We start from the raw sequence: 25,236 nt of genomic DNA on the forward strand, positions 1-25,236 counted from the left end.
CCTTGATGCGTCGCGCATCCGAGGTCGTGGTACCCGCACGCAGGCCAGCGTCGATCTCGGCTCTCTTGACCCAATCGTGCAGGGTTTGCGGCACACAGCCAATCTTCGGCGCAATCGATTCGATAGCTGCCCACAACGAAGGGTACTCGGCTCGATGCTCCTGCACCATGCGCACAGCGCGCTCGCGCACTTCCGGGGAAAACTTGTTGGACTTGTTCATGGCTCCATCTTCTCAAGAGTTGGGGCCTCCTCCAAACCCGGGGCGGTTCAGTTGCGTAAAGTGTTGATCTAAAACACATTTATTTAGAGTTGCACTAGATGGAAGTATGGAATCTGAAGACAGAGCAAGAGTCCATAAGTAACCATTGAACAACTTAGAGTCACCTTGTATGGAATGAAGGATAGAGAGGTAAGCATTCCTCTTGCACTCACATGGTGCTATGATCTGATTTTGGTCTTTAGGTCATCATCTTGCTGATGATGATGCGCCCCGGATTCACTGATGGATACGATTCGCGCATGACAGGCGCTTGACATTTGTCCGCTTTGCCTCAAACTGGAAAGCATTGACTTTCCAGTGAGGGCTGTTCCGTTCATGAGCGATTCGATTGTGGGTTTCCTGTTGCGCGTGTTCCTGTGGGGCGCTGCCGCCATTTTCACCGTCAGCCTGCTGATCGTGGGGGCGTTTGCGGCCGTGCTGGGCGGCATCTGGATGCTGCTGACCGGTCGCAATCCGCTCAAGCTGTACCAGACCTATGCCGGTTTTGCGCGTCGCATGCCTGGTGGCGGCTTCCAGTGGGGCATGCCCACGGCGGCCACGCAGCCGGCCACCGAGCCGCCCAGCGCTGGCGAGCGCGTACAGGAGCGTTTCAGCCATCCGCGTACCGAGGTCGAGGACGTGGTGGTCAAGGAAGTGCGTTAAGCCGTTGCCGGCCAGCCGCGTCACGCCTTGCGCAGCATGACAGCGGGCTGTGTGCGCGGCAGAAAGGCCGTGGCCAGGCCCAGCAGCGGCAGCCAGGCGCACCACTGGTAGACCTGCACAATGCCGTAGTGATCGGCCAGCTGGCCCAGACCGGCTGCGGCCATGCCACCCAGGCCGAACATCAGGCCGAACATCAGCCCCGACACCAGGCCCACGCGCCCCGGTATGGCTTCCTGGGCATACACCACCATCGCCGAAAACGCCGAGGACAGGATCAGACCGATGGCCACCATCAGCACGGCGGTCCAGAACAGATTGGCATGCGGCAGGGCCAGGGCAAACGGTGCCACGCCCAGGAAAGAGACCCAGATCACGGCCTTGCGACCCATGCGGTCGCCCACCGGCCCGCCGGCAAAGGTGCCTGCCGCCACCGCCGCCAGGAAAATGAACAGGAAGAGCTGGCTGTCGCGCAGGCTGATGCCGAAGCGCTCCATCAGGTAGAAGGTAAAGTAGTTGGTGATGGAGGCCGTGTAGACAAACTTGGCAAACATCAGGATCGCGATCACCGCGATGGCGCGGATCACGGTAGCGCGTTCCAGCGGCGGTGGCTGCCGGCTCGCCAGCTTGCGGATCTGCGCCTGGCCATGGCGCACGCTCCAGCGTGACAGCTGCCACAGCACCACAATCGCCAGCAGGGCTGCCAGCATGAACCAGGCAATCGCCGGCTGGCCGTGGGGTACGACAAGCACGGCCGCCAGCAGCGGGCCGATCGCCGAGCCGGTATTGCCGCCCACCTGGAAGATCGATTGCGCCGTGCCAAAGCGTCCGCCCGAACCCATGCGCGCCACGCGCGAGGCTTCCGGGTGAAAGGTGGCCGATCCCAGACCCACCACGCAGGCGGCCACGATCAGCATCGGAAAACTGCCGGCCGTGGCCAGCATGCCGATGCCGGTCAGCGTCAGCACCATGCCGCCGGGCAGCAGCCAGGGCAGGGGGTACTTGTCGGTGTAGAAGCCGATCCAGGGCTGGAACAGCGAGGCGGTGACCTGGTAGGCCAGCGCGATCAGGCCGATCTGGCTGAAGCTGAGCGCAAACTGCGTTTTCAGCATCGGATAGATGGCCGGCAACAGCGCCTGGATCAGGTCATTCAGCAGGTGCGACAGGCCGGCGGCAGCGACGACCGGCAGCACAAAAACCGGTGCCGGGGAGGTGGATGAAGCAGTGGGGGAGGACATGAAAAATCAGGCACCGGCTTGCGCGGGTGCCTGGAGTGATGGGCTGGCGCGGAAACTCAGCTTTCCTTGCGCAGCGCCGGGAACAGGATCACGTCGCGGATGCTGCCGCTGTCGGTCAGCAGCATGATCAGGCGGTCAATGCCGATGCCGCAGCCGCCCGTGGGCGGCATGCCGTATTCGAGCGCGCGGATGAAGTCGTGGTCGAAGTACATGGCTTCGTCGTCACCGGCGTCCTTGGCATCGACTTGGGCCTGCAGGCGCGCGGCCTGGTCTTCGGCATCGTTCAGCTCGGAGAAACCGTTGGCCATTTCACGGCCGGTGATGTAGAGCTCGAAGCGCTCGGTGACCTCGGGGCGCTCGTCGTTGGCGCGTGCCAGCGGGCTGATCTCGGTCGGGTGTTCCATGATGAAGGTCGGCTGCCACAGCTGCTCCTCGACCTTTTCCTCGAAGAACAGTACCTGCAGCGCGGGCAGGCTGCGCTGGCTCAGACGGTCTTTCTCCTCGCTCATGCCGAGGCGCTTCAGCGCCTCGATCAGCCAGGCGGCGTTGTCGACGTTATCGCCGGCATCGGTATGGGCCAGGATCGCTTCGCGGATCGTCATGCGGCGGAACGGCTGCGACAGGTCGATTCCTTCGCCGCCCTGGTAGCTGACCTGGAGCGTGCCGCGGGCCTGCATGGCGACATGGCGGATCAGCTTCTCGGTGTAGTCCATCAGGTCCTGGTAGTTCCAGTAGGCCGCGTAGAACTCCATCATGGTGAACTCGGGGTTGTGGCGGACGCTGATGCCTTCGTTGCGGAAGCTGCGGTTGATTTCGAACACGCGCTCGAAACCGCCCACGATCAGGCGCTTCAGGTAGAGCTCGGGCGCGATGCGCAGGAACATGTCCTGGTCCAGCGCGTTGTGGTGCGTGACAAAGGGCTTGGCGTTGGCACCACCGGGAATCGGGTGCAGCATGGGCGTCTCGACTTCGAGGAAGCTGTTCTGCACCATGAAATCGCGCATGCTGCTGATGGCCTTGCTGCGCGCCACGAAACGCGTGCGCGCGTCCTGGTCAGTGATCAGGTCCACATAGCGCTGGCGGTACTTCAGCTCCTGGTCGGACACGCCGTGGAACTTGTCCGGCAGCGGGCGCAGGCTCTTGGTCAGCAGGCGGATGCGGGTGGCGTGCAGCGACAGCTCGCCGGTGCGCGTCTTGAATACATGGCCTTCGGCGGCGATGATGTCGCCCAGGTCCCACTTCTTGAAATCGGCATAGACCGCTTCGCCCACGGCATCACGCGTGACGTAGATCTGGAAGCGGCCGGTGGCATCCTGCAGCGTGGCAAAGCTGGCCTTGCCCATGACGCGCTTGAGCATCATGCGGCCGGCAATGGTGGCCGGCGTGATGTTGCCGGCAGCGATCTCTTCCTCGAACTGCTCCTTGGTCTTGCCGTCCAGCGCCTGCACCAGGTCGGCAGCGCGGTCGGCAGGCTTGAAGTCGTTCGGGAAGGCCACGCCCTTGCCCTCGGCCTGGGCGGCACGCAGGACTTTCAGTTTCTCGCGGCGTTCGGCAATGAGCTGGTTTTCGTCGGCGGCGGGAACTTGGGGGGCTTGTTGCTGGTCGGACATGGCAGATGGAATGGGCAGCCGCAGGCTGCGTAAATTTCGGTAAAACCCGTATTTTAGGGCTTCGGCCGGCGACTGTCTTGTCTGCAGGGTGTAGCCTTGCAGCTGGGCCGGACTGTTGCGCCGGCATGACCCTGGAAGGAAGTCCCATGCAAGATCTGCCTGTCGCCCATTGGCGTCCCCTGTCCCTGGCTGCCGTGCTGCTGCTGAGCGCTTGTGCGCAGCAGGCTCCGCTGACCGAAACAGCGATGCCGCTGCCCACGGTGCCGATGTCGCCGGTGGCCAACAAGCAGGCGCAGCTGTATGGCGCACAGGCCATGGCCGCGCCGGCGGCTGTCGGCATGGACCGCCGCGCCATCATCCTGCCGCCCGAATACCGTCCGCCGGTGCAGAACACCGAGCAGTACGGCGAGATCCGCGACAACCCGGTGCACGTGGTGGCACGCGAACCGGTGTCCACCTTCAGCATCGATGTCGATACCGGCAGCTATGCCAACGTGCGCCGCTTTCTCAACAATGGTCGCCTGCCGCCGGTGGATGCGGTGCGGGTGGAAGAGCTGATCAACTACTTTCCCTATGATTACGCGCGGCCGGCCGACAGCCGCCATCCGTTTGGCGTGAGTACCGAAGTGGCGCAATCGCCCTGGAAGAACGGCGCCGAGCTGCTGCGCATCGCGATCCAGGCGGCCGACCAGTCCTTTGGCAGCCTGCCGCCAGCCAACCTGGTGTTCCTGGTGGACGTCTCGGGATCGATGCAGTCCGAGGACAAGCTGCCGCTGGTGAAAAAGACGCTGCGCCAGCTGGTGGACCAGCTGCGCCCGCAGGACCGCGTGACGCTGATCACCTATGCCAGCGGCGAGCAGCTGGTGCTGCCGCCCACGCCCGGCAATCAGCGCGATACCCTGTTGCGCGCCATCAACAGCCTGCAGGCCGGCGGTGCCACGGCTGGTGAACAGGCGATGCAGCTGGCCTACCGCGAGGCCGAGCGTGCCTATATCCGCGGCGGCATCAACCGCATCCTGCTGGCGACCGATGGCGACTTCAACGTCGGCATCACCGACTTTGCCACGCTGCGCGGCATGGTGGCGGAGAAGCGCAAGTCCGGCATCTCCCTGACCACGCTGGGCTATGGCCAGGGCAATTACAACGAGCGCCTGATGGAGCAGCTGGCCGATGCCGGTGACGGCAATTACAGCTATATCGATACCGAGCGCGAAGCGAAAAAAGTGCTGCGCCAGCAGCTCAGCTCCACGCTGGCCACGGTCGCCAGTGATGTGAAACTGCAGGTCGAATTCAACCCGGCCACGGTCAGCCAATACCGCCTGATCGGCTACGAAAACCGCATGCTGCGCCAGGAAGATTTCCAGAATGACCAGGTCGATGCCGGCGAGATCGGGGCCGGCCATGCGGTGACGGCGCTGTACGAAATCATTCCGGCAGGCCGCCAGGGCTGGCTCGGCGACAGCCGCTACCAGCCGGCGGCAGCTGCCGTCACGACGCATGGTCAGGAATACGCGTATGTCAACATCCGCTACAAGCCGGTGGGCAAGTCCGCCAGCACGTTGCTGAGCGTGCCGGTGCCGGTTGGTAGCCGGCCGCTGGCGCAGTCCAGCACGGACATGCGCTTTGCCACGGCGGTGGCCAGTTACGGCCAGCAGCTGCGTGGTGGCCGCCATACCGGAAACTTTGGCTGGAAGGACACGCTGGCCCTGGCGAAAGGGGCGCAGGGCCAGGATCCGTTTGGCCTGCGTGCCGAGTTTGTCGAACTGGTCGAGACGGCGGCCAGCCTGTCTAGCCGCCAGCCCGATGGCAGCGCACCGCCGCCGGACCTGCGCCCGCAACCCCTGCCGAGACCGGTACCGGTCAAGCCGATTCCGATCCCGCGTCCGGTGCTGCCGATGCCGCCGCAACCCTACTGAGGACGGCCGCAAAACACACAGCCCGTGCAGGCAGGGCCGGCACGGGCTGTGGTGGGGCGGAAGCAGGCAGTCGGCTCAGGCGCTGACGGCCTCGGCCGGCTTGCGCTGCAGCATGGCCAGGGCATTGGCCACGGTCTTGCGCAGATCGCGACGGTCGCAAATCATGTCGATGGCCCCCTTTTCGAGCAGGAACTCGGCGCGCTGGAAGCCTTCCGGCAGCGTCACGCGCACGGTGTTCTCGATCACGCGCGGGCCGGCAAAACCGATCAGCGCCTTGGGTTCGGCGATCACCACGTCGCCGACAAAGGCGAAACCGGCGCTGACGCCGCCCATGGTCGGGTCGGTCAACACGCTGATGTAGGGCAGGCCCTGCTTGGCCAGGCGCGTCAGTGCGGCATTGGTCTTGGCCATCTGCATCAGGCTCAGCAGGCCTTCCTGCATGCGGGCACCACCGGTAGCGGTGAAGCAGACAAACGGCAGCTGGTGCTCTACCGCGTACTCGACGCCGCGCACAAAGCGCTCGCCGACAACGCTGCCCATGGAACCGCCCATGAAATCGAACTCGAAGCAGGCAGCCACCAGCGGAATGCTGTGCACGCTGCCGCGCATAACGATCAGGGCATCGGTCTCGTGGGTGGCGTCCAGCGCCTCTTTCAGGCGCTCGGGGTACTTGCGGCTGTCCTTGAACTTCAGCGCGTCCAGCGGCAGCACTTCCTGGCCGATTTCCTGGCGGCCTTCCGGGTCCAGGAACAGGTCCAGGCGATCGCGTGCGCGCATGCGGTGATGGTGGCCGCACTCGGGGCAGACGTGCTGGTTCTTGTCCAGATCACTCTTGTACAGCGTCGTGTCGCAGCTCGGGCACTTGATCCACACGCCTTCGGGGATGAAGGTGGAGCGCTCGGACGATCGCGGGGTCTTGGTTGCCTTGGTAGGCAACAGTTTTTCCAGCCAGCTCATAGGTTTGCTTTCGTATTCTGATGCTGCGACATTATGCATCCAGTGCATGGCGGATATCTTGCAGGAAGCTTGCAGCAGCCTGCGCGATGCCATCACCGCTCTGGTCGGAGATCAGCTGCATGATCCTGCTGCCGATCACCACGGCATCGGCATGCTGGCCGATGGCACGGGCGCTTTCGGCATCGCGGATGCCGAAGCCGACACCAATCGGGATCTTCACGTGCTGGCGGATGCGCGGAATCGCCTCGGCCACGGCCGAGGTATCGAGTGCGCCGGAACCGGTCACGCCCTTGAGCGAGACGTAGTAGACATAGCCGGTGGCCAACTCGGCTACCTGCTGCATGCGCTGTTCGGTGGACGTCGGGGCCAGCAGGAAGATCTGGTCCATGTCATGGGCGCGCAGCTGGGCGCAGAATTCGGCACTTTCTTCCGGCGGAAAGTCCACCACCAGCATGCCGTCGATGCCGGCGGCGCTGGCATCGCGGGCAAAGCTGCCGGCACCGTGGCGCAGCTCGTAGTTCTCGACCGCGTTGCCGTAGCCCATCAGCACGATCGGCGTGCTGTTGTCCTGCTCGCGGAAGGTGCGCACCTGTTCCAGCACGGTGACCAGGCTCACGCCCTGGGCAATGGCTTTTTCACCGGCGGCCTGGATCACGGCACCATCGGCCATCGGGTCACTGAACGGCACGCCCAGCTCGATGATGTCGGAGCCGGCGGCCACGGCGGCGTGCATCAGCGGCACGGTGCAGTCGCGTTCGGGGTAACCGGTCATCAGGTAGGGGATCAGGGCCTTGCGCTTTTGCTCGGCCAGACGCTGCAGGGTGGGCTGGATACGGCTCATGCCTGGCCTCCTTTCACAACCAGACCGCGCATCGAGGGGCGGTCGTAATAATCTTCGCCGGACAGGTCGGCCACGGTGCCGATGTCCTTGTCGCCACGGCCGGACAGGTTGACCAGGATCGCCTGCTCGGGGGGCATGGTCTTCGCCAGCTTCATGGCATGGGCCACGGCATGGCTGGATTCCAGCGCCGGGATGATGCCTTCGGCGCGGCACAGGTAGTGGAAGGCGTCCAGCGCTTCCCGGTCGGTGATGCCGACGTATTCGGCACGACCGATTTCCTGCAGCCAGGCGTGCTCGGGGCCGACACCGGGGTAGTCCAGGCCGGCGCTGATGCTGTGCGTTTCGGTGATCTGGCCGTTTTCGTCCTGCAGGATCATGGTGCGGTTGCCGTGCAGCACGCCCGGTTCGCCGCGCTCCAGCGAGGCCGAGTGCTTGCCGTTGTCCAGGCCTTCACCGGCGGCCTCGACGCCGATCAGGCGCGTGGCGGCGTGCTCGATGTAGGGGTAGAAAATGCCCATGGCATTGCTGCCGCCGCCCACGCAGGCCACCACCGCATCGGGCTGGCGGCCCTGGTGCAGTTCCGGCATCTGCTGCAGGCATTCCTCGCCGATCACGCTCTGGAAATCGCGCACCATCATCGGGTAGGGGTGCGGGCCGGCCACGGTGCCGATGATGTAGAAGGTGTTGTCGACATTGGTGACCCAGTCGCGCATCGCCTCGTTGAGCGCATCCTTGAGTGTGCGGCTGCCTGATTCCACCGGCACCACGGTGGCACCCAGCAGCTTCATGCGGAACACGTTGGGCGACTGGCGCTTGACGTCTTCGGCACCCATGTAGACCACGCATTCCAGGCCAAAGCGGGCACAGATGGTGGCAGTGGCCACGCCGTGCTGGCCGGCTCCGGTTTCGGCAATGATGCGCGGCTTGCCCATGCGCTTGGCCAGCAGCGCCTGGCCGATCACGTTGTTGATCTTGTGGGCACCGGTGTGGTTCAGGTCCTCGCGCTTGAGGTAGATTTGCGCGCCGCCCATTTCACGGCTCATGCGGGCCGCGTGGTAGATGGGCGAGGGGCGACCCACGTAGTGCGCCAGCTCGTACCGGAATTCGGCGATGAACTCCGGGTCCTGGCTGTAGCGATCGTAGGCCTCGCGCAGTTCCTCGATGGCGTGGGTCAGGGTTTCGGAGATGAAGGCACCACCGAACTTGCCAAAGTGCCCGTTGGCATCGGGATAGGAATATGCAGACATGGAAAAAACTCTTCAGGCAGACTGGGCATCGGCGGCGCGCACGGCCGCCACGAAAGCTCGCATCTTGTCGGCATCCTTGATGCCCTTGGCCGACTCCACGCCGGAACTGACATCAACCGACAGCGACTTGCAGTTGTCACGCAGGCGCACGATGCCGTCGCCCACGTTTGCAGGCGTCAGTCCACCACTCAAGACGAGGTGAGCGTTGACGTTTGTTGGAAGCAGTGACCAATCGAATGCCTTGCCGCCACCGCCATAGCCGTCGACCTTGGCGTCGAGCAGGATGGCCTGGGCGCGGGAATAGAGATCACAAAATTGTAGCAAGTCAAACGCGTTGTCGCCACCCAGCGGAATGTGGGCGGCACGCAGCCAGGCACGCTGCGGGCCGGCGGCCTGCTCACATTGCTGCGGGGTTTCATCGCCGTGGAACTGCCAGCTGGTGTGCGGCACGGCGTCGCGGGCTTCCTGCAGCAGCTCGTCGCAGGCGTTGACGAACAGCAGCACGGGCGTGACAAAAGGCGGTAGCCGGCGCGCCAGCCGGGCTGCCTGCTGCGGCGTCACGGCGCGCGGGCTGGGCGCGTACAGCACGAAGCCGACAGCGTCCACGCCGCAGGCCACGGCAGCGTCCACGTCCTGCTCACGGGTGAAGCCGCAGATCTTGATGCGGGTGCGGGGGGAGGAGATGTGCATGGGGGTATTGTCGCCCATGGGGGCCAGCTGTGCTGGCGCTGGCGGAGAGGCCTGACACTGACAGTCACGCCATACGCGGGCCGGCTGTCAGTGTCACTGGTCAGAAGGGAGGGTCATCCCAGTCCGTATCGTTACGCTGTGGCGGCATGGGAGGGGTCGTATGCCCCCCATGCAGGGTGATCTCATCGATGCGGATATCAGGGCTGAGCTGCTTGTGGCCCTCCTTGTTTGTCCATTCGCGCAAGGTCAGGGAGCCGAAGACGGTGACGGCAGTGCCTTTTTTCAGGTAAGGGGCGAGTGCTTCGCCGCGCTTGCCCCAGACCGTGCAGCTGAACCAGTTGGTGCTTTTCCGGTTGCCAAAGCCGATATCGGAGGCCAGGCGGAAGCTGCAGATGGTTTCGCCGGTCTGGGTGTGGCGGATGTCGGCGTCGGCGGCGATGCGGCCGGTGGCGGTGATCTTGTTCATGGGCGTGTTATTCCTGAAAACAGGGTGAGGGTGAAAAATGGGGCGACGGGCATGGCCTTACCCCGGCAACCAGTCAAACGCCGCCGTTCGCTCCGGCAAGCCCCATTCGGGCGCATACACCGGTCCGGCAAAGTACAGCCCGTCCGGCGCAAAGGTGGGGGCGGCGGCATCGCGGCTGCGGGCGGCCAGTACGGTATCGATCCATTCCGGCGGCTGGTTGCCGTGCCCCACGGCCAGCAGGCAACCCATGATGTTGCGGATCATGTGGTGCAGAAAGGCATTGGCCTGGAATTCGAAGCGCCAGTAGGTGCCGTGGCGGCTGATGCGGATGCGCTGCACCGTCTTGACCGGCGTCAGCGCCTGGCAGGCCGAGGCGCGGAAGGAGCTGAAATCGTGCTCGCCCAGCAGGCGCGCGGCGGCATCTTCCATGGCGGCCTGGTCCAGCGGGCGGAACACCCAGCCGGCGCGTTCGCTTTCCAGGCTGGGGCGCACCGGCGATTCCAGCAGCACATACACATAGCGCCGCGCCACCGCGCTGGCACGGGCATGGAAGCTGTCGGGCACGATGCGCGCCCACTGCACGGCAATATCGGCCGGCAGGTAGGTGTTGGGGCCGCGTACCCAGGAGATCTCGCTGCGTTCGATATCGGTATCGAAGTGCACCACCTGCATCAGGCCGTGCACGCCGGCATCGGTGCGGCCGGCGCACAAGGTGTTCAGGGGCGGGCCGTCGGTAAAGCGCTGCAGCGCACGCTCCAGCTTGTCCTGCACCGTGGTGCCGCAGGGCTGGCTTTGCCAGCCCAGATAGCGGCTGCCCAGATAGCTGACGCCCAGTGCGACGCGCATGGTGTTCAGGCCTCGTCGCTGGCGGCAATGCGCGCCAGCAGCGCTTCGGCATCGGCCTTCAGGCTGCTGCTGTCGGTCTTGTCCAGCACTTCCTGCGCCAGCACGCGGGCGCCGTCCAGATCGCTGATGGCAAAGAATTCGCGTGCCAGCGACAGCTTGGTCAGCAGCGCAGTTTCACCCGGTTCGGCATCGGCCGGGCCTTCAATGTCGAGCGACAGGTTGCTGAAGTCGAACACCAGCGGCTTGTCGGTGGCGGGCGGGAGCGCATCGTCGGCGCTATTGCCGTCCGCATCCTCTTCGGGCAGGTCCAGCGTCAGGCCGGACAAGTCGGCGCTGTCTTCGGGCAGAGGGTCGGCGTGTGTGGTGGTGGCTGCCGCAGCTGCAGGGGCAACGTCAGCCGGGCGTGCTTGCAGCTCCTGCTCCAGCGCCGGAACATGGTCCGGCTGGCTCAGGTCCATGGCGCGCGACAGGGCTTCGGCCGAGGCACGCGGGCCGGCAGCAGCGGCGGCTTCAGCGGCCAGGCGTTCGGCCTCGCGGCGCTGCGCGGCACGCCACAGCTGCAGAAAGCCGATCAGCAGCAGCGCCAGCACACCGGTCAGCGTCCAGGCCCACCAGGGCAGGCCGTTGCCGGTGCTGGCGGGGGCAGCTTCGGATGCAGGCGCTGCCGCGACCGATGCCGGCGCGCTGGCGATGGTGGCCGCCGGGGCAGAAGCGGCGCTGGCCACCAGGGCCGCTTCGCTGGCGGACGATGCCGCCGGCACCGCCGCAACCACCGGGGCAGCCGAAGCCGGCGCCATGACCGAAGCTGCCGCAGCCGGCGTGCTGGCTACCGGTGCCGGTACCAGCACCGGTGCCTCCACGGCCGATGCGGTGGCAACCGGCGCTGACGCGGTTCCGGCTGCCGCCAGCTGCACCAGTCCATAGCCGTGCTTTTCGTAATCGGCATGCTGCTGGCGGATCAGCGCACGCGCTTCTTCTGCCGGGACGGAGAGCGCCTGCTCTGCCGTGGGCATGGTCAGGGCCGCGCCTTTCTTGAGCAGGTTGATGTTGTCGGCCATGAAGGCATCGGGATTGGCGTGCAGGATCGCCAGCAGGGTCTGATCCTGTGTGGCACCAGCCGGGCGGTTGGCCGAGGCAATGCGGCTGACCATGTCGCCGGGCCGGGTCTGGACCACCTTGGCGGCGCTGGCAACCGGTGCGGAAGCCGCCGTGGCGCTCTGCGCCAGTACGGCCGGGCTGGCCGACAGGCCGAGTACGCCTGCCAGCAGCAGGGCAGAGGCGAAGGAGGGGCGCACGGAGTGCTTCAGGATCTGGAACATGCGAGAGACAAATCAATGACAGGCCGCGTGCCGCAGGCGCGCAGCCATCAGGAAGCCGTGCCCTGCGGGGCCGGCTGACAATAGCCATAGTCTAACTGCGCGCTGCCGGACTGGTGTAGCGGCTGCATCCTGTTGCACCTGGCAACAGACAGGCCATGGCAGCAAAAAGGGCGCACCCCCGAAAAGGTGCGCCCTCTGCTTCAGACAGCCGGAGCTCAGGCTTCCAGCAGAATGCGCAGCATGCGGCGCAGCGGTTCTGCCGCGCCCCACAGCAGCTGGTCACCAATGGTGAAGGCGCCGACGTACTCCGGGCCCATGGCCAGCTTGCGGATACGGCCGACCGGAATCGTCATGGTGCCGGTCACGGCAACCGGCGTCAGGTCCTGCATGGTGGCTTCACGGTTGTTCGGTACCACCTTCACCCACTCGTTGTCGGCCGCGATCATGGCCTCGATGTCGGCTACCGGCACATCCTTCTTCAGCTTGAAGGTCAGGGCCTGGCTGTGGCAGCGCATGGCACCCACGCGCACGCAGTAGCCATCCACCGGGATGGCGGCATCGCCCAGACCCAGGATCTTGTTGGTTTCGGCCATCGCCTTCCACTCTTCGCGCGATTGGCCGTTGCCCAGGTCCTTGTCGATCCAGGGGATCAGGCTGCCGCCCAGCGGCACGCCGAAGTTGGCGGTTTCGTCAGCGCTCAGGGCGCGCTGCTTGGCCACCACCATGCGGTCGATTTCCAGGATGGCGGACTTGGGGTCATCCAGCAGGGCCTTGACTTCGGCATTCAGCGTGCCGTACTGGTTCAGCAGTTCGCGCATGTGCTGGGCACCGCCGCCACTGGCAGCCTGGTAGGTCTGGGTGCTCATCCACTCGACCAGGCCGGCCTTGTACAGCGCACCCACGCCCATCAGCATGCAGCTCACGGTGCAGTTGCCACCGACCCAGTTGTTGCCGCCCTTGGCCAGCGCGTCCTGGATCACCGACAGGTTGACCGGATCCAGCACGATCACGGCATCCTGGTCCATGCGCAGCGTGGAGGCGGCATCGATCCAGTGGCCGTTCCAGCCGGCAGCGCGCAGCTTGGGGAATACCTCGCTGGTGTAGTCGCCGCCCTGGCAGGTCAGGATGATGTCGCACTTCTTCAGCTCGGCGATGTCGTGTGCGTCCTTCAGGGTCTTTTCGTTTTTGGCCATGGCCGGGGCGGCACCACCAGCGTTGGAGGTGGAAAAGAACACCGGCTCGATCAGGGCAAAGTCATTTTCGGCCTGCATGCGGTCCATCAGGACGGAACCGACCATGCCGCGCCAGCCGACCAGACCAACTACGTTACCAACTTTCATCGTGTATCTCCATGCGAATCAATAAACCAGGAACAGGGTGATCCATCTGCAGGCGCACGGACAAGCGGCGTCTGTCAACGGCAATCAGGAAGGGAGGGAGTGTTTCTGGCGGCCCCGGCTCGTCTGGGCCGGTTTTGGCGCACGACGAACCCGGACTGGTCAGCCCTTGATGGTTGTCGTTTTGATGATGGAAGCAGGCAATGCCGCAGCCACAACAGCAAGAGCTGCCGGGACGGGGAAAAGGGCGACATTGCGAGACATGGGGAACATTATAGGCAGCGTGGCCCCTGTACGTTCGTACTATTTGATAACAGCGCGGAAAGCGTGGTTTCTGCGCAAAAAAACGCCACCCGCAGGTGGCGTCTTGATGCAGGTGTGCAGGGCGGTTACTTCTCGGCCACGGCACGATAGGCGATGGCGCCCAGAATGCCGCCGATGATCGGGGCGACCCAGAACAGCCACAGCTGCTGCAGCGCCCAGCCATCGGCAAACAGCGCAACGCCGGTGCTGCGTGCCGGGTTGACCGGGGTGTTGGTCACCGGAATGCTGATCAGGTGGATCAGCGTCAGCGCCAGACCGATGGCGATCGGGGCAAAGCCGGCCGGGGCACGCTGGTCGGTAGCACCCATGATGATGAACAGGAAGAAACCGGTCAGCACGATTTCCACCAGCAGGGCGGCCATCAGCTTGTACTGGCCGGGCGCGTGTTCACCGTAACCGTTGCTGGCAAAGCCGCCAACCTGCGTGAAATCGGCCTTGCCGCTGGCAATCAGGTAGAGCACGCCACCGGCGGCCACGGCACCCAGCACCTGGGCCGCGATATACGGCAGCAGCTGGCTGGGCGGGAAGCGGCCGCCGGCCCACAGGCCAAAAAACACGGCCGGATTGAAATGGCCACCCGAGATATGGCCCACGGCATACGCCATGGTCAGCAAGGTCAGGCCAAAGGTCAGCGAGACACCGGCAAAGCCGATGTCCAGTTCGGGAAAGGCTGCCGCCAGCACGGCGCTGCCACAGCCGCCACCAGCCAGAAGGTACCGAAAAACTCGGCTCCATACTTCTTCATGCGAAAAACTCCTTGCAATGTCATGTCAGCGCCCGGACAAGGGCACAGGCACCCAGTGTAGGAAGCGCTGATGACGATTCCATGCCGGGGCCTGCAGCAGATCGGCAATACCGTGCAAATGTCGCAGTTCGAGCACTGGTTTTATACTGCTCCCAACCGTTTGTTCCACCCTGATTCCGGAGTTCCGCATGAAATCCCGTGCTGCCGTTGCCTTTGCCGCAGGTGAACCCCTGCAAATCGTCGAAATCGATGTCGCCCCGCCGCAAAAAGGCGAGGTGCTGGTCAAGATCACCCACACCGGCGTTTGCCATACGGATGCCTTCACGCTCAGTGGCGATGACCCGGAAGGCGTGTTTCCGGCCGTGCTGGGCCACGAAGGGGCCGGCGTGGTGGTGGAAGTGGGCGAGGGCGTGACCAGCGTCAAGCCGGGTGACCACGTGATTCCGCTCTATACCGCCGAATGCGGCGAGTGCCTGTTCTGCAAGTCCGGCAAGACCAATCTGTGCGTGGCGGTGCGCGCCACCCAGGGCAAGGGCGTGATGCCCGATGGCACCACCCGCTTCAGCTACAACGGCCAACCCATCTACCACTACATGGGCTGCTCCACCTTCAGCGAGTACACCGTGGTGGCCGAGGTCTCGCTGGCCAGGATCAACCCGCAGGCCAACCACGAGCAGGTCTGCCTGCTGGGCTGCGGCGTGACCACCGGCCTGGGCGCAGTCTCGCACACCGCCAAGGTGCAGGAAGGCGATACCGTGGCCGTGTTCGGTCTGGGCGGCATTGGCCTGGCGGTGATCCAGGGTGCCAAGCTGGCCAAGGCCGGCCGCATCATCGCGATTGACACCAACCCCGGCAAATTCGATCTGGCACGCACTTTTGGTGCCACCGACTGCATCAACCCCAAGGACTACGAACAGCCGATCCAGCAGGTGATCGTGGAGATGACCGGCTGGGGCGTGGACCACTCCTTCGAGTGCATTGGCAACGTGCATGTGATGCGCGCCGCGCTGGAATGCGCGCACCGTGGCTGGGGCCAGAGCGTGATCATCGGCGTGGCCGGTGCCGGCCAGGAAATCTCCACCCGCCCGTTCCAGCTGGTGACCGGGCGCAAATGGCTGGGCACGGCCTTTGGCGGCATCAAGGGCCGCACCGAGCTGCCGGGCATGGTGGAAGACGCCATGGAAGGCAAGATCCAGCTGGAGCCCTTTGTCACCCACACCATGCCGCTGGAGCAGATCAACGAGGCTTTCGACCTGATGCACGAAGGCAAGTCGATCCGCAGCGTGATCCATTACTGAAGGGGAGGGCGCATGCAACGCATCGAACACCACGCCAGCTTTGGCGGTCGCCAGGAAGTCTGGCAGCACACGTCCGGCAGCCTGGGCTGCGACATGCGCATCGGCGTCTACCTGCCGCCGCAGGCCCTGGCCGGCGAGCGCTGTCCGGTGCTGTACTGGCTGTCCGGGCTGACCTGCACCGAACAGAATTTCATCACCAAGGCCGGCGCACAGCAGTTTGCCGCGCAGCACGGCCTGATCGTGGTGGCACCCGATACCAGCCCGCGCGGCGAGGGCGTGGCCAATGACGAGGCCTACGATCTGGGGCAGGGTGCGGGCTTTTACCTGAACGCCACGCAGGCACCGTGGGCAGCACATTTCCGCATGGAAGACTATGTGGTGCAGGAGCTGCCGGCGCTGATCGAGCAGCATTTCCCGGCCAGTGACCGGCGCGGCATCAGCGGCCACAGCATGGGCGGCCACGGTGCGCTGACGCTGGCGCTGCGTCACCCGGGGCGCTATGTGAGCGTGAGTGCGTTTTCCCCCATCGTGGCACCGTCGCAGGTGCCCTGGGGACAGAAGGCCTTCACCGCCTATCTGGGCGATGACCAGACGGCCTGGCTACAGCACGATGCCGTGGCGCTGATGGCCACGGCGCAGGAACGTCTGCCCCTATTGGTGGACCAGGGCGATGCCGATGATTTCCTGACCGGCCAGCTCAAGCCCGAGCTGTTGCAGCAAGCCTGCGAGGCGGCCGGTCATCCGCTCACATTGCGCCTGCAGCCGGGGTACGACCACAGCTACTACTTCATCGCCAGCTTCATCGGCGAGCACCTGGCGCACCACGCCCGCGCCTTGCGCGCAGGCTGAGTGGCAGCGGGCCTGTCAGCGGCCCCGCTGCCAGACGCCCGCTGGCTTCAGATCAGGCCTTCTTCCTGCATCGCCTGCTGCACGGCAGGTCGCGCGGCCACGCGATCGCGCCAGGCCTGCAGATGGGGCAGGCCGGACAGATCCACCTGGGTCGGCACGCTCCAGTTGCTGGTCACGAACAGATAGCCATCGGCCACCGTGAAGCTGCCGCCCATCAGGTAATCGCGCTGCGCCAGTTCGCTGTCCAGCCAGCCAAACAGCTTGCGCAGCTTGTCGCGTGCGCCTTGCTGCACCTCGGCCGGGTTGGGGCGGAACAGCAGCGAGAAGGTCTTGTGGATCTCGGTGCTGATGAAGTTCAGCCACGATTGCAGCTGGTAGCGCGCCAGCGTGCCATTGGCCGGTGCCAGCTGCTTGTCCGGAGCCTGGTCGGCAATGTATTGCACGATGGCCGGGCCTTCGCGCAGCATGGTACCGTCATCCAGTTGCAGCATGGGCACATAGCCGAACGGGTTGATGGTGTAGTAGTCGGTGCCATCGGCCAGCGTGTGATCGGCCAGCGAAACGGCAATCGCCTCGTAGGAGAGGCCGGCTTCGGCCAGCGCGATGTGGGGGGACAGGGAGCAGGCACCAGCGGCGTAATACAGCTTCATGAAAACCTCGTGATCAGGGCGGTGGAACAAAGGGAAAAGACGGGTGCAGTGCCATGCCGCAGCCGGTATGATGGTTGCTGGCGCAAGACGCCATGGCATGCAGCATGGCTGCGCGCTTATTGTGCAGAATCAAACAGGTGCACGCGGGCTTAGGCTACAGTGCCCCTTCTCCTACATGGCAGATTACCAACGGACCTCAGCACCATGGACCAGCACTTTCTGACTCCCCTGTTTGCCCCCGCCAGCATCATCGTGTTTGCCGGCACCGAGGAAGAGCGTGCCAATGACCCTGCCTTTCGCGATGCCGCCAGCCTGTGCGAAGCCTTCAGCCTGCAGGATTACAAGGGCAAGGTGTTCCACCTGGATGTGGACACCTCCGAAGGCAGCCTGTCCGACCTGATCCACTCCGGCTCCGACCTGGCCATCATTGCGCTGCCGCCCGAAGAGGCCCTGGCTGCCCTGGAAGCGGCCGGTCGCATGCGCTGCCGTGCCGCGCTGGTGCTGTCCACCGGCTTCCCGGTTGAAATGGCCGCCGAAATGCGCCGGGTGGCGCGTCGCAGCGACATGCTGCTGCTGGGCCCCAACAGCCGCGGCTTCCAGCGCCCCAACCTGGGCCTGAATGCCGGCGTGGTCGGCCCCATGGCCGACAAGGGGCCGCTGGCGCTGGTGTCGCAATCCGGAGCCCTGACGGCCGCGCTGCTGGACTGGGCGCGTCCCAACCATATCGGCTTCTCCACCATCATCTCGCTGGGCCCGCACACCAGCGTCGACATGGCGCAGACCCTGGACTTTCTGGCCTCCGATCCGCAAACCCACAGCATCGTGGTGTACCTGGAAGGCATTTCCGATTCGCGCAGCTTCATGAGTGCCTTGCGCGCGGCCTCCATTGCCAAGCCGGTGGTGGTGCTCAAGGCCGGGCGCAAACGCGCCGGCAACGTGGCCGCCCGCACCCACTCGGCGGCCATTGTCGGCAGCGATGAAGTGTTCGATGCCGCCCTGCGCCGTGGCGGTGCGGTGCGCATCCGCTCGTTTACCGAGCTGTTCTCGGCGGCGCAGTGCCTGGCTTCGCGCTACCGTCCGGTGGGCAACCACCTGGCCATCATCACCAACGGTGGCGGTCCCGGCGTGCTGGCGGCCGACCGCGCCAACGATATCGGCCTGGAAATGGGCCAGCTGTCGCAGGAGTCCATCAACGCGCTGCTGCCGCAGCTGTTGCCGAATGCCTCGGTGGTGGACCTGATCGACCTGTCCGAAGAGGCCCAGCCCGAACATTACGTGGCCGCCCTGCAGGTGGCCGCCAAGGATGCCAATGTCGATGGCATCCTGACCATCCACACGCCCAAGCGTGCCGTGGACATGGTGGCCGTGGCCGAGGCCGTGGCCCAGGAGCGCAGCCGCATCAGCAAGCCGCTGATCAGCTGCCTGATGGGCGATACCTCGGTGCGTGGCGCACGCGATGTCTTGCGTGCCGTCGAGATTCCCACCTTCCGCAGCCCCGAGGCGGCGGTGGGAGCCTTCAGCAATATTTCCTCGTTCTACCATAACCAGCGCCTGCTGCAGCAGACGCCGCCGCCGCTGAGCAACATGGCCAAGCCCGATGTGGAAGGGGCGCGTCTGCTGCTGGAAGGCGTGCTGGCCGAACGTCGCCAGATCCTGACCGAAATGGAGTCCAAGGCGCTGCTGTCGGCCTTCCATATTCCGGTTACGCAAACCATTCTGGCGCGCAACGCCAGCGAGGCCATGATGCTGGCCGCCCAACTGGGTTTCCCGGTGGCGCTCAAGATCGATTCGCCCGACATCACCCACAAGTCCGATGTCAACGGCGTCGCCCTCAACGTCCTGAACGCCATCGGCGTGCGCGACGTGTACGAGGAGATGATCGAAAGCGTGCGTCGCAAGCAGCCGCAGGCCCGCATCAACGGCATCACGGTGCAGCGCATGGCCAGCCATGTGCGTGGCCGCGAGCTGTACATCGGTGTGGTGACCGACGAGGCCTTTGGCCCGGTGATTGCCTTCGGGGCGGGCGGCACCATGATCGAGCTGTACAGCGACCGCTCCATGGAGCTGCCGCCGCTCAACCAGTTCCTGGCGCGCCACATGATGGAACGCTCCCGCGTATCGGCCACGCTGGGGGCCTGGCGCGGTGCCAATCCGGTGAACCACGAGGCGCTGGAGCAGATCCTGCTGCGCGTGTCCGAAATGGTGTGCGAACTGCCGCAGCTGCGCGAGATGGACATCAACCCCATCATCGTGGACGAAAACGGTGCCGTGGCAGTCGATGCTCGCATCGTGGTGGGCAATACGCTGGCCACGGCGCGGCCCTACCAGCATCTGTCCATCCTGCCGTACCCGGCGCACTTCCGCCAGGAGTGGCCGCTGCGCGGCGGTGGCCACTACACCATCCGCGCCATCCACCCGGATGATGGCCAGATGCTGCAGGAGCTGGTGCGCGGCCTGAGCCCCGAAAGCCGCTACAACCGCTTTGTCTCGGCGCTGACCGAGCTGTCGCCCGGCATGCTGGCCAAGTTCTCGCTGATCGATTACGACCGCGAGATGGCGCTGGTAGCCGTGCTGGAAGAACGCGAGATCGACGAGCAGGGCGAGGTGACCGAGCACGAGCGCCTGGTCGGCGTGGTGCGCTATGTCACCAACCCCGACAGCAGCAGCTGCGAGTTCTCGCTGCTGATTGCCGATGACATGTCGGGCAAGGGCATGGGCTCGCGCATGATGCGCTCCATCATGGACGTGGCGCGTGACAAGGGCCTGCGCGAGATCATCGGCCTGGTGCTGACCAACAACAGCAACATGCTCAAGCTGATGCGTTCGCTGGGCTTCAGCGTCAAGCCCTATCCGGATGATCCGGATTTCCGTCTGGTGACGTACCAGCTGTGACGTCTGGCTGACGCTGGTGGCCCGGCAAGGGGCCGCTTTGCGCATACACTGGCCGCATGGTGCTCAACCTTGTCTGGCTCGGCTTTTTCCTGGGAGGCTTCCTGATCGCCCTGTGGCAGCTGCTGCATGGTGACCTGGAGGCTTTTTCGCGTTTGCTGACGGCGCTGTTCGATGCCGCCAAGTCCGGTTTCGAGATTGCCATCGGCCTGACCGGCATGATGGCGTTGTGGCTGGGGCTGCTGCGCGTGGGCGAAAAAGCCGGCCTGATCGGCGTGCTGGCACGCGGGGTGGATCCCATGTTCCGCCATCTGTTTCCGGGCGTACCGGCCGGCCACCCGGCGCAGGGCGCCATGACGATGAACATGTCGGCCAACATGCTGGGGCTGGACAATGCCGCCACGCCGCTGGGGCTCAAGGCCATGCAGGAACTGCAATCGCTCAACCCGCAGCCCGAACGTGCCACCAATGCGCAAATCCTGTTTCTGGTGCTGAACACTGCGGGACTGACGCTGATTCCCACCTCGGTGATCGCGATTCGCCAGACCATGGCGGTGCAGCAGGGCGTGAGCGGTTTCAATGCCGCCGACATCTTTCTGCCGACGCTGGTGGTGACCTCGATTTCGCTGCTGTCGGCGCTGCTGCTGGTGGCGCTGATCCAGCGTCTGCCGATCTGGAAGCCTGCCATCTGGGTGCCGGTGGCGCTGTTCGGCGCCCTGGTGGGCGGACTGAGCTGGTGGCTGACCGGTTTGCCGGCCGAGCGTGCCTCGCAGCTGGTGGGGGCGATCGGCAGCGGCGTGATCCTGGGGCTGGTGGTGCTGTTCCTGGTAGCGGGAGCGCTGCGGCGTATCCCGGTGTACGAGACTTTTGTCGAAGGTGCCAAAGAGGGCTTTGGCGTGGCGGTGCAGATCATTCCCTACCTGGTGGCCATGCTGTGTGGCATTGCCGTGTTCCGCGCAGCTGGTGGCATGGACTGGGTGTTGCAGGGCATTGCGGTACTGATCACGGCCATGGGCCTGCCTACCGACTTTCTGCCGGCGCTGCCGGTGGGGCTGATGAAGGTGCTGTCGGGCTCGGGCGCACGCGGCCTGATGGTGGACGTGATGCAGACCCACGGTGTGGCCTCGTTCCCGGCGCAGGTAGCCGCCATCATCCAGGGATCGACCGAAACCACCTTTTATGTGCTGGCGGTGTACTTTGGCAGTGTCGGCATTCGCGATACGCGCCATGCGCTGGGCTGTGCGCTGTTTGCCGATCTGGTGGGCATCGTGGCGGCGGTGCTGGTGGGTTATGCGTTTTTTGCCTGAAACCGGGTCTGCAGACACCTGGGCTAGAATGGCAGGTTGGGTGCCAGTCACAGAGGGGTGACTGGCAGGTATGTTCAGCGAAGGTCGGGCCGCCTCGCAGTGGAATCACGACCTATGGAAAATCTTTCTCCCACCACGGTGCAGATCATTGCTGCCTGCATTTTTGCGCTGGCGCTGCTGCACACCTTCTCCACCAAGTTCTTTCATGATCTGGCGCAGCGCAATCCGCGTCATGGCGGCGTCTGGCATCTGCTGGGCGAAGTCGAAGTCGTTTTCGGCTTCTGGGCCATGGTGATGGTGCTCGTGATGCTGGCGCTGACCGGGCCGGACCAGGCCCTGGAGTACGTGGAATCGCGCAATTTCACCGAGCCCATGTTCGTGTTCGTGATCATGGTGGTGGCAGCCACGCGCCCGATCCTGGACATGGCCACGGCTGGCGTGCATGCGCTGGCCCGGCTGATGCCGCTGCCGCGCACCATGGCCATGTACTTTGTGCTGTTGTCCTTTGTGCCGCTGCTCGGCTCCTTCATCACCGAGCCGGCTGCCATGACGCTGGCTGCGCTGATGCTGCGTGACACCATCTTCCGCCAGCCGGTAAGCAGCATGCTCAAGTACGCCACGCTGGGCGTGCTGTTCGTCAATATCTCGATTGGCGGCGTGCTGACGCCTTTTGCCGCGCCGCCGGTGCTGATGGTGGCCGCCAAGTGGAACTGGGACATCGCCTACATGCTGACGCATTTCGGCTGGCGTGCCGCCATTGCGGTGTTTGTCAACGCGCTGGCCATCACGCTGCTGCTGCGCCGTGAACTGGTGCGCCTGAAGCTGGACCCCGAGGCCAAGACGGTACGCGTTCCCATGGTGGTGATGCTGGTGCATGTGCTGTTCCTGGCTGCCGTGGTGGTCACGGCCCACCATCCGGTGGTGTTCATGGGGCTGCTGCTGTTCTTCCTGGGCTTTACCACGGCCTATGCGCGTCACCAGAGCCCGCTGATCCTGCGCGAGGCGCTGCTGGTGGCCTTCTTCCTGGCGGGCCTGGTGGTGCTGGGCGGTTTGCAACAGTGGTGGCTGCAGCCGCTGCTGATGAGCATGAGTGCCGATTCGGTGTACTACGTGGCCACTGGCCTGACGGCGATTACCGATAACGCCGCGCTGACCTATCTGGGCTCGCTGGTGGAAGGCCTGAGCGAGGAGTTCAAGCTGGCGCTGGTGGCCGGTGCCGTGACGGGTGGTGGTCTGACGCTGATTGCCAACGCACCCAACCCGGCGGGTGCGGCGATCCTGAAGCAGCACTTCCCGAATGGTGCCATTCACTTCTTCTGGCTGCTGGTCGCGGCGATTCCGCCCACGCTGGTGGCCATGGCGGCTTTCCGCCTGCTGTAAGGGCAGAGCGCGCTTGTTGCACCCTGTCACCGGGTGTGGCGGCCTTTAAGCCAGCCATAAGCCTGGCTGGGCATGATGAACTTGTCGGCGGTCAAGACGACCGCCCCAACAAGCCACTCAGGAGTTCATCATGTCCCGTAAATTCTTTTCTGCCACCGTTCTGGCCACCCTGCTGGGGCTGTCTTCGCTTGCCGGCGGCTTTGCCTATGCCCAGGGCCGCACTGCCAGTCCGACCCCGCAGGTGACGCTGTCGGCCAGCCAGGCCCTGCTTGCTGCCGAACAGCATCTGCCCAACAGCAAGGCGGTTGAGGTGGAGCTGGATCGCGAAGATGGCCGGATCGTGTACGAGGTGAAGCTGCTGTCCGGACAAAGCAGGCACAAAGTGCTTGTCGATGCCGCAAGCGGCAAGGTGCTGTCGGTTGGCGAAAAAACCGCCGATGCGCGTGATGCCGACAAGGTCAAGGACCTGCTCGTGACACCGGCGCAGGCCGCCACCACTGCCGAGCAGCTGTATCCGGGCGGCAAGGCCGTGGAAGTGGAGCTGGAGCACAAGCGTGACCAGCGCTACTACGAAGTCAAGGTGCTGACATCGCAACAGCAGAAGCACGAAGTCAAGGTCGATGCCATGACCGGCAAGGTGCTGTCCGCCGAGAAGAAGCGCTGATTCGCGGCTGGTGCTGGCAGGCCACCTGCTCAGGGCGTGCTGCCCTGCAGGGCACGTTGCCAGACCTGGTGCCAGATGCGGGTGATGCCATCGCGTGACAGGGCGCCTGTCGCCTCCGGGCGCAGGCGCTCTGGCATGTTCAGCGCTTGCCACTGGCCTTGTTCCTGGCGTGCCACGGCAAAGTTGAAGCTGTAGTCCGGCTCCATGCCCATGCGCAAATCGCTCAGGATCAGCTGGTCATGCTGCACGCGGGCACGCATGTAGCCGCGATTGAACCATGTCAGCCGATGCACGGCCGGTATGTCCTGCAGTTGCTGTAGCGTAGCTACATCAGAACTGTGGGTCTGGAACTGCATCGGGCCCTTGTCGACCAGCACGGCGCGGTCGCCTGTCAGGTAGCCATCGGGTGTCATTACCACCACGCGGTAGAGCAGGGTGGTAAAGGGTTGGGCCACCGAAAAGCGGGGCGCATCGGCCAGGCCCATGGGGGCCAGCGTGGCCTGCGCAGCGCGATCCACCATGGCCTTGGCGGCCAGTGACCAGGTCAGGTAGCTGCTCGATACCAGCAGGCCGACCATCAGCAGCTGCCGCGCCAGTGGCCGTGCTGCCAGGCTCCAGGCCGCTACGCAGGCCAGCAGCAGCCATACCGTGTAGAGCGGATCGATGATGAACACGCTGGACCACATGGCCGGGTGCACCGGCAGGGGCCACAGCAGCTGCGTGCCATAGGCGGTGAAGGCATCGAGCAGGGGATGGGTGAACAGGGGCAGGAAGATGGCCCAGAACCAGGCCCGTGGCGCCTCGGCAACCCGGCCCTTCAGGCGCTTGAAGCCCCACCACAGGGCCCAGGCCAGCAGGGGCAGCAGAAACAGCGAATGCGAAGGGCCGCGGTGCCAGGTCATCAGCAGTACCGGGTCTTGCGTCAGCGCGGAGATGACGAGGCCGTCCAGATCCGGCAGCGTGCCCAGGGCGGCACCGGCCAGCAGGGCGGCGCGGCGGTGGCGGGCGGGGGCTGCGGTGGCGGAGAGGGCGCTGCCTAGGAGGAGTTGGGAGAGGGAGTCCATGGAAAATCAGGTGTCTGGAAATTCAGGCCATTGTGGCAAATCATCCGTGATGGTGTGCCAGGGTGCCTTGTGCGCAACGCAGACATGCATTTCCGGACGGATGCCGGGATCGGCATCCAGGCCACCCAGCGGCAGGCCCATGACATCAGGGCGATCGGTGAACTTGGTATGGATGGGTGAGCCACATACCGAACAGAATCCGCGCAGGTTGCCTGGGGAAGAGGCGTAGTAACGCACCAGATCCTCGCCCTGGACAAAGCGGAAATCAGCTGAGCGTACGGTGGCGCGGGTACGAAAGGCCGATCCCTGGGCCTTGCGGCACATGCTGCAGTGGCAGTGCAGGGCTTGCTGTAGCGGGCCGGTGATGGCGTACTGGACGGATTTGCAGAGGCAGGTGCCAGTGAGTGGGGTGGTGGGGGATGGGGGCATGTGGGGATGGTAGCGGATGTGGGGGAGGATTGGATAAAGGCTCGATGGCGAGTTGGTAGAGGTGATTGCGTAATGAGACGAAAGACATTGATAATGAGATATTTGATTTATTTATAGTTGTGCAGGATGGGTTATCCCAATGGTAGCCTAACCTGGTCGCATTTTGCAATAGACTAGAATAGTCCGGGTTATCCACGGGGGAACCCCGAAGTTCCGGTCAAAGCGCATTTCCCAATAGGCTAGAATAGCGC

At 64.6% G+C, this 25,236-nt stretch carries 22 protein-coding genes and 1 pseudogene; 8 read left to right on the forward strand and 15 right to left on the reverse strand.

Features of this window, described 5'->3' with window-relative positions; all coding sequences use genetic code 11:
• The coding region (locus C513_RS0105955; RefSeq protein WP_018715123.1) for a transposase at positions 1 to 220 on the reverse strand (220 nt) is incomplete at its 3' end.
• A gap of 375 nt (positions 221 to 595) precedes the next feature.
• Here C513_RS0105955 and C513_RS0105960 point away from each other — a divergent pair.
• Complete coding sequence (locus tag C513_RS0105960) at positions 596 to 922, forward strand: hypothetical protein (protein ID WP_018715124.1); 327 nt, start codon at positions 596 to 598, stop codon at positions 920 to 922.
• A 20-nt stretch (positions 923 to 942) separates the two neighbouring features.
• On the opposite strand, the gene C513_RS0105965 is transcribed toward C513_RS0105960, so the two are convergent.
• Positions 943 to 2,157 (reverse strand): MFS transporter, encoded by a 1,215-nt coding sequence (locus tag C513_RS0105965; protein ID WP_026320604.1) that lies wholly within the window; start codon positions 2,155 to 2,157, stop codon positions 943 to 945.
• Positions 2,158 to 2,213: 56 nt separating this feature from the next.
• Entirely contained in the window at positions 2,214 to 3,767 is a 1,554-nt protein-coding gene (lysS, locus tag C513_RS0105970; protein WP_018715126.1) for a lysine--tRNA ligase, read from the reverse strand.
• Positions 3,768 to 3,913: 146 nt separating this feature from the next.
• Between lysS and C513_RS0105975 the strand changes: the two genes are divergently transcribed.
• The gene (locus C513_RS0105975; protein WP_018715127.1) at positions 3,914 to 5,683 is read left to right on the forward strand and encodes a vWA domain-containing protein; all 1,770 of its coding nucleotides are present in this window, start codon (positions 3,914 to 3,916) and stop codon (positions 5,681 to 5,683) included.
• A 75-nt stretch (positions 5,684 to 5,758) separates the two neighbouring features.
• On the opposite strand, the gene accD is transcribed toward C513_RS0105975, so the two are convergent.
• The 9 genes and pseudogenes from accD to aqpZ all read right to left on the reverse strand — a co-directional run bounded on the left by accD (position 5,759) and on the right by aqpZ (position 14,455).
• A complete protein-coding gene (gene accD / locus C513_RS0105980; RefSeq protein WP_018715128.1) occupies positions 5,759 to 6,640 on the reverse strand; it encodes an acetyl-CoA carboxylase, carboxyltransferase subunit beta in 882 nt (293 codons plus the stop codon).
• 31 nt (positions 6,641 to 6,671) lie between these two features.
• On the reverse strand, positions 6,672 to 7,481 hold the full coding sequence (gene trpA / locus C513_RS0105985) for a tryptophan synthase subunit alpha (RefSeq protein WP_018715129.1): 810 nt from the start codon (positions 7,479 to 7,481) through the stop codon (positions 6,672 to 6,674).
• Positions 7,478 to 8,728, reverse strand: a complete 1,251-nt coding sequence (gene trpB / locus C513_RS0105990; protein WP_018715130.1) for a tryptophan synthase subunit beta — start codon at positions 8,726 to 8,728, stop codon at positions 7,478 to 7,480. The genes trpA and trpB overlap by 4 nt, the downstream gene beginning before the upstream one ends.
• A gap of 12 nt (positions 8,729 to 8,740) precedes the next feature.
• Positions 8,741 to 9,418: a phosphoribosylanthranilate isomerase gene (locus C513_RS0105995; RefSeq protein ID WP_026320605.1), complete on the reverse strand. Its 678-nt coding sequence runs from the start codon at positions 9,416 to 9,418 to the stop codon at positions 8,741 to 8,743.
• 100 nt (positions 9,419 to 9,518) lie between these two features.
• The gene (locus C513_RS0106000; RefSeq protein WP_018715132.1) at positions 9,519 to 9,884 is read right to left on the reverse strand and encodes a single-stranded DNA-binding protein; all 366 of its coding nucleotides are present in this window, start codon (positions 9,882 to 9,884) and stop codon (positions 9,519 to 9,521) included.
• A gap of 57 nt (positions 9,885 to 9,941) precedes the next feature.
• The gene (truA, locus tag C513_RS0106005; RefSeq protein ID WP_018715133.1) at positions 9,942 to 10,730 is read right to left on the reverse strand and encodes a tRNA pseudouridine(38-40) synthase TruA; all 789 of its coding nucleotides are present in this window, start codon (positions 10,728 to 10,730) and stop codon (positions 9,942 to 9,944) included.
• A 5-nt stretch (positions 10,731 to 10,735) separates the two neighbouring features.
• On the reverse strand, positions 10,736 to 12,049 hold the full coding sequence (locus C513_RS0106010; RefSeq protein ID WP_026320606.1) for a FimV/HubP family polar landmark protein: 1,314 nt from the start codon (positions 12,047 to 12,049) through the stop codon (positions 10,736 to 10,738).
• A 215-nt stretch (positions 12,050 to 12,264) separates the two neighbouring features.
• Positions 12,265 to 13,389, reverse strand: a complete 1,125-nt coding sequence (asd, locus tag C513_RS0106015) for an aspartate-semialdehyde dehydrogenase (protein ID WP_018715134.1) — start codon at positions 13,387 to 13,389, stop codon at positions 12,265 to 12,267.
• Between the two features lie 386 nt (positions 13,390 to 13,775).
• Positions 13,776 to 14,455 (reverse strand): annotated as a pseudogene (aqpZ, locus tag C513_RS13560) (aquaporin Z).
• A 188-nt stretch (positions 14,456 to 14,643) separates the two neighbouring features.
• On the opposite strand from aqpZ, the gene C513_RS0106025 reads away from it, so the two are divergent.
• Together C513_RS0106025 and fghA are read left to right on the forward strand one after the other, a co-directional pair.
• A complete protein-coding gene (locus tag C513_RS0106025; RefSeq protein ID WP_018715136.1) occupies positions 14,644 to 15,753 on the forward strand; it encodes an S-(hydroxymethyl)glutathione dehydrogenase/class III alcohol dehydrogenase in 1,110 nt (369 codons plus the stop codon).
• A gap of 12 nt (positions 15,754 to 15,765) precedes the next feature.
• Positions 15,766 to 16,602 carry an S-formylglutathione hydrolase gene (gene fghA / locus C513_RS0106030; protein ID WP_018715137.1) on the forward strand — a complete coding sequence of 279 codons (837 nt, stop codon included), beginning with the start codon at positions 15,766 to 15,768 and terminating at the stop codon, positions 16,600 to 16,602.
• Between the two features lie 47 nt (positions 16,603 to 16,649).
• Here fghA and gstA read toward each other — a convergent pair whose 3' ends face one another.
• Positions 16,650 to 17,252 (reverse strand): glutathione transferase GstA, encoded by a 603-nt coding sequence (gstA, locus tag C513_RS0106035; RefSeq protein WP_018715138.1) that lies wholly within the window; start codon positions 17,250 to 17,252, stop codon positions 16,650 to 16,652.
• A gap of 204 nt (positions 17,253 to 17,456) precedes the next feature.
• On the opposite strand from gstA, the gene C513_RS0106040 reads away from it, so the two are divergent.
• The 4 genes from C513_RS0106040 to C513_RS0106055 all read left to right on the forward strand — a co-directional run bounded on the left by C513_RS0106040 (position 17,457) and on the right by C513_RS0106055 (position 23,492).
• Positions 17,457 to 20,144, forward strand: a complete 2,688-nt coding sequence (locus C513_RS0106040) for a bifunctional acetate--CoA ligase family protein/GNAT family N-acetyltransferase (RefSeq protein WP_018715139.1) — start codon at positions 17,457 to 17,459, stop codon at positions 20,142 to 20,144.
• A gap of 56 nt (positions 20,145 to 20,200) precedes the next feature.
• Complete coding sequence (locus tag C513_RS0106045) at positions 20,201 to 21,448, forward strand: nucleoside recognition domain-containing protein (protein ID WP_018715140.1); 1,248 nt, start codon at positions 20,201 to 20,203, stop codon at positions 21,446 to 21,448.
• Between the two features lie 114 nt (positions 21,449 to 21,562).
• Positions 21,563 to 22,828 carry a putative Na+/H+ antiporter gene (locus tag C513_RS0106050; RefSeq protein ID WP_018715141.1) on the forward strand — a complete coding sequence of 422 codons (1,266 nt, stop codon included), beginning with the start codon at positions 21,563 to 21,565 and terminating at the stop codon, positions 22,826 to 22,828.
• A gap of 130 nt (positions 22,829 to 22,958) precedes the next feature.
• Entirely contained in the window at positions 22,959 to 23,492 is a 534-nt protein-coding gene (locus tag C513_RS0106055) for a PepSY domain-containing protein (protein WP_018715142.1), read from the forward strand.
• Between the two features lie 29 nt (positions 23,493 to 23,521).
• Here the strand turns inward: C513_RS0106055 and C513_RS12850 are convergent, their stop codons facing one another.
• Together C513_RS12850 and C513_RS0106065 are read right to left on the reverse strand one after the other, a co-directional pair.
• On the reverse strand, positions 23,522 to 24,556 hold the full coding sequence (locus tag C513_RS12850) for a metal-dependent hydrolase (protein WP_018715143.1): 1,035 nt from the start codon (positions 24,554 to 24,556) through the stop codon (positions 23,522 to 23,524).
• 6 nt (positions 24,557 to 24,562) lie between these two features.
• Positions 24,563 to 24,985, reverse strand: a complete 423-nt coding sequence (locus tag C513_RS0106065; protein ID WP_026320608.1) for a GFA family protein — start codon at positions 24,983 to 24,985, stop codon at positions 24,563 to 24,565.
• Positions 24,986 to 25,236: the final 251 nt, after the last annotated feature.

This window comes from Allobrachymonas chironomi DSM 19884 (genome assembly GCF_000374625.1).
Taxonomy (GTDB): domain Bacteria; phylum Pseudomonadota; class Gammaproteobacteria; order Burkholderiales; family Burkholderiaceae_C; genus Brachymonas; species Brachymonas chironomi.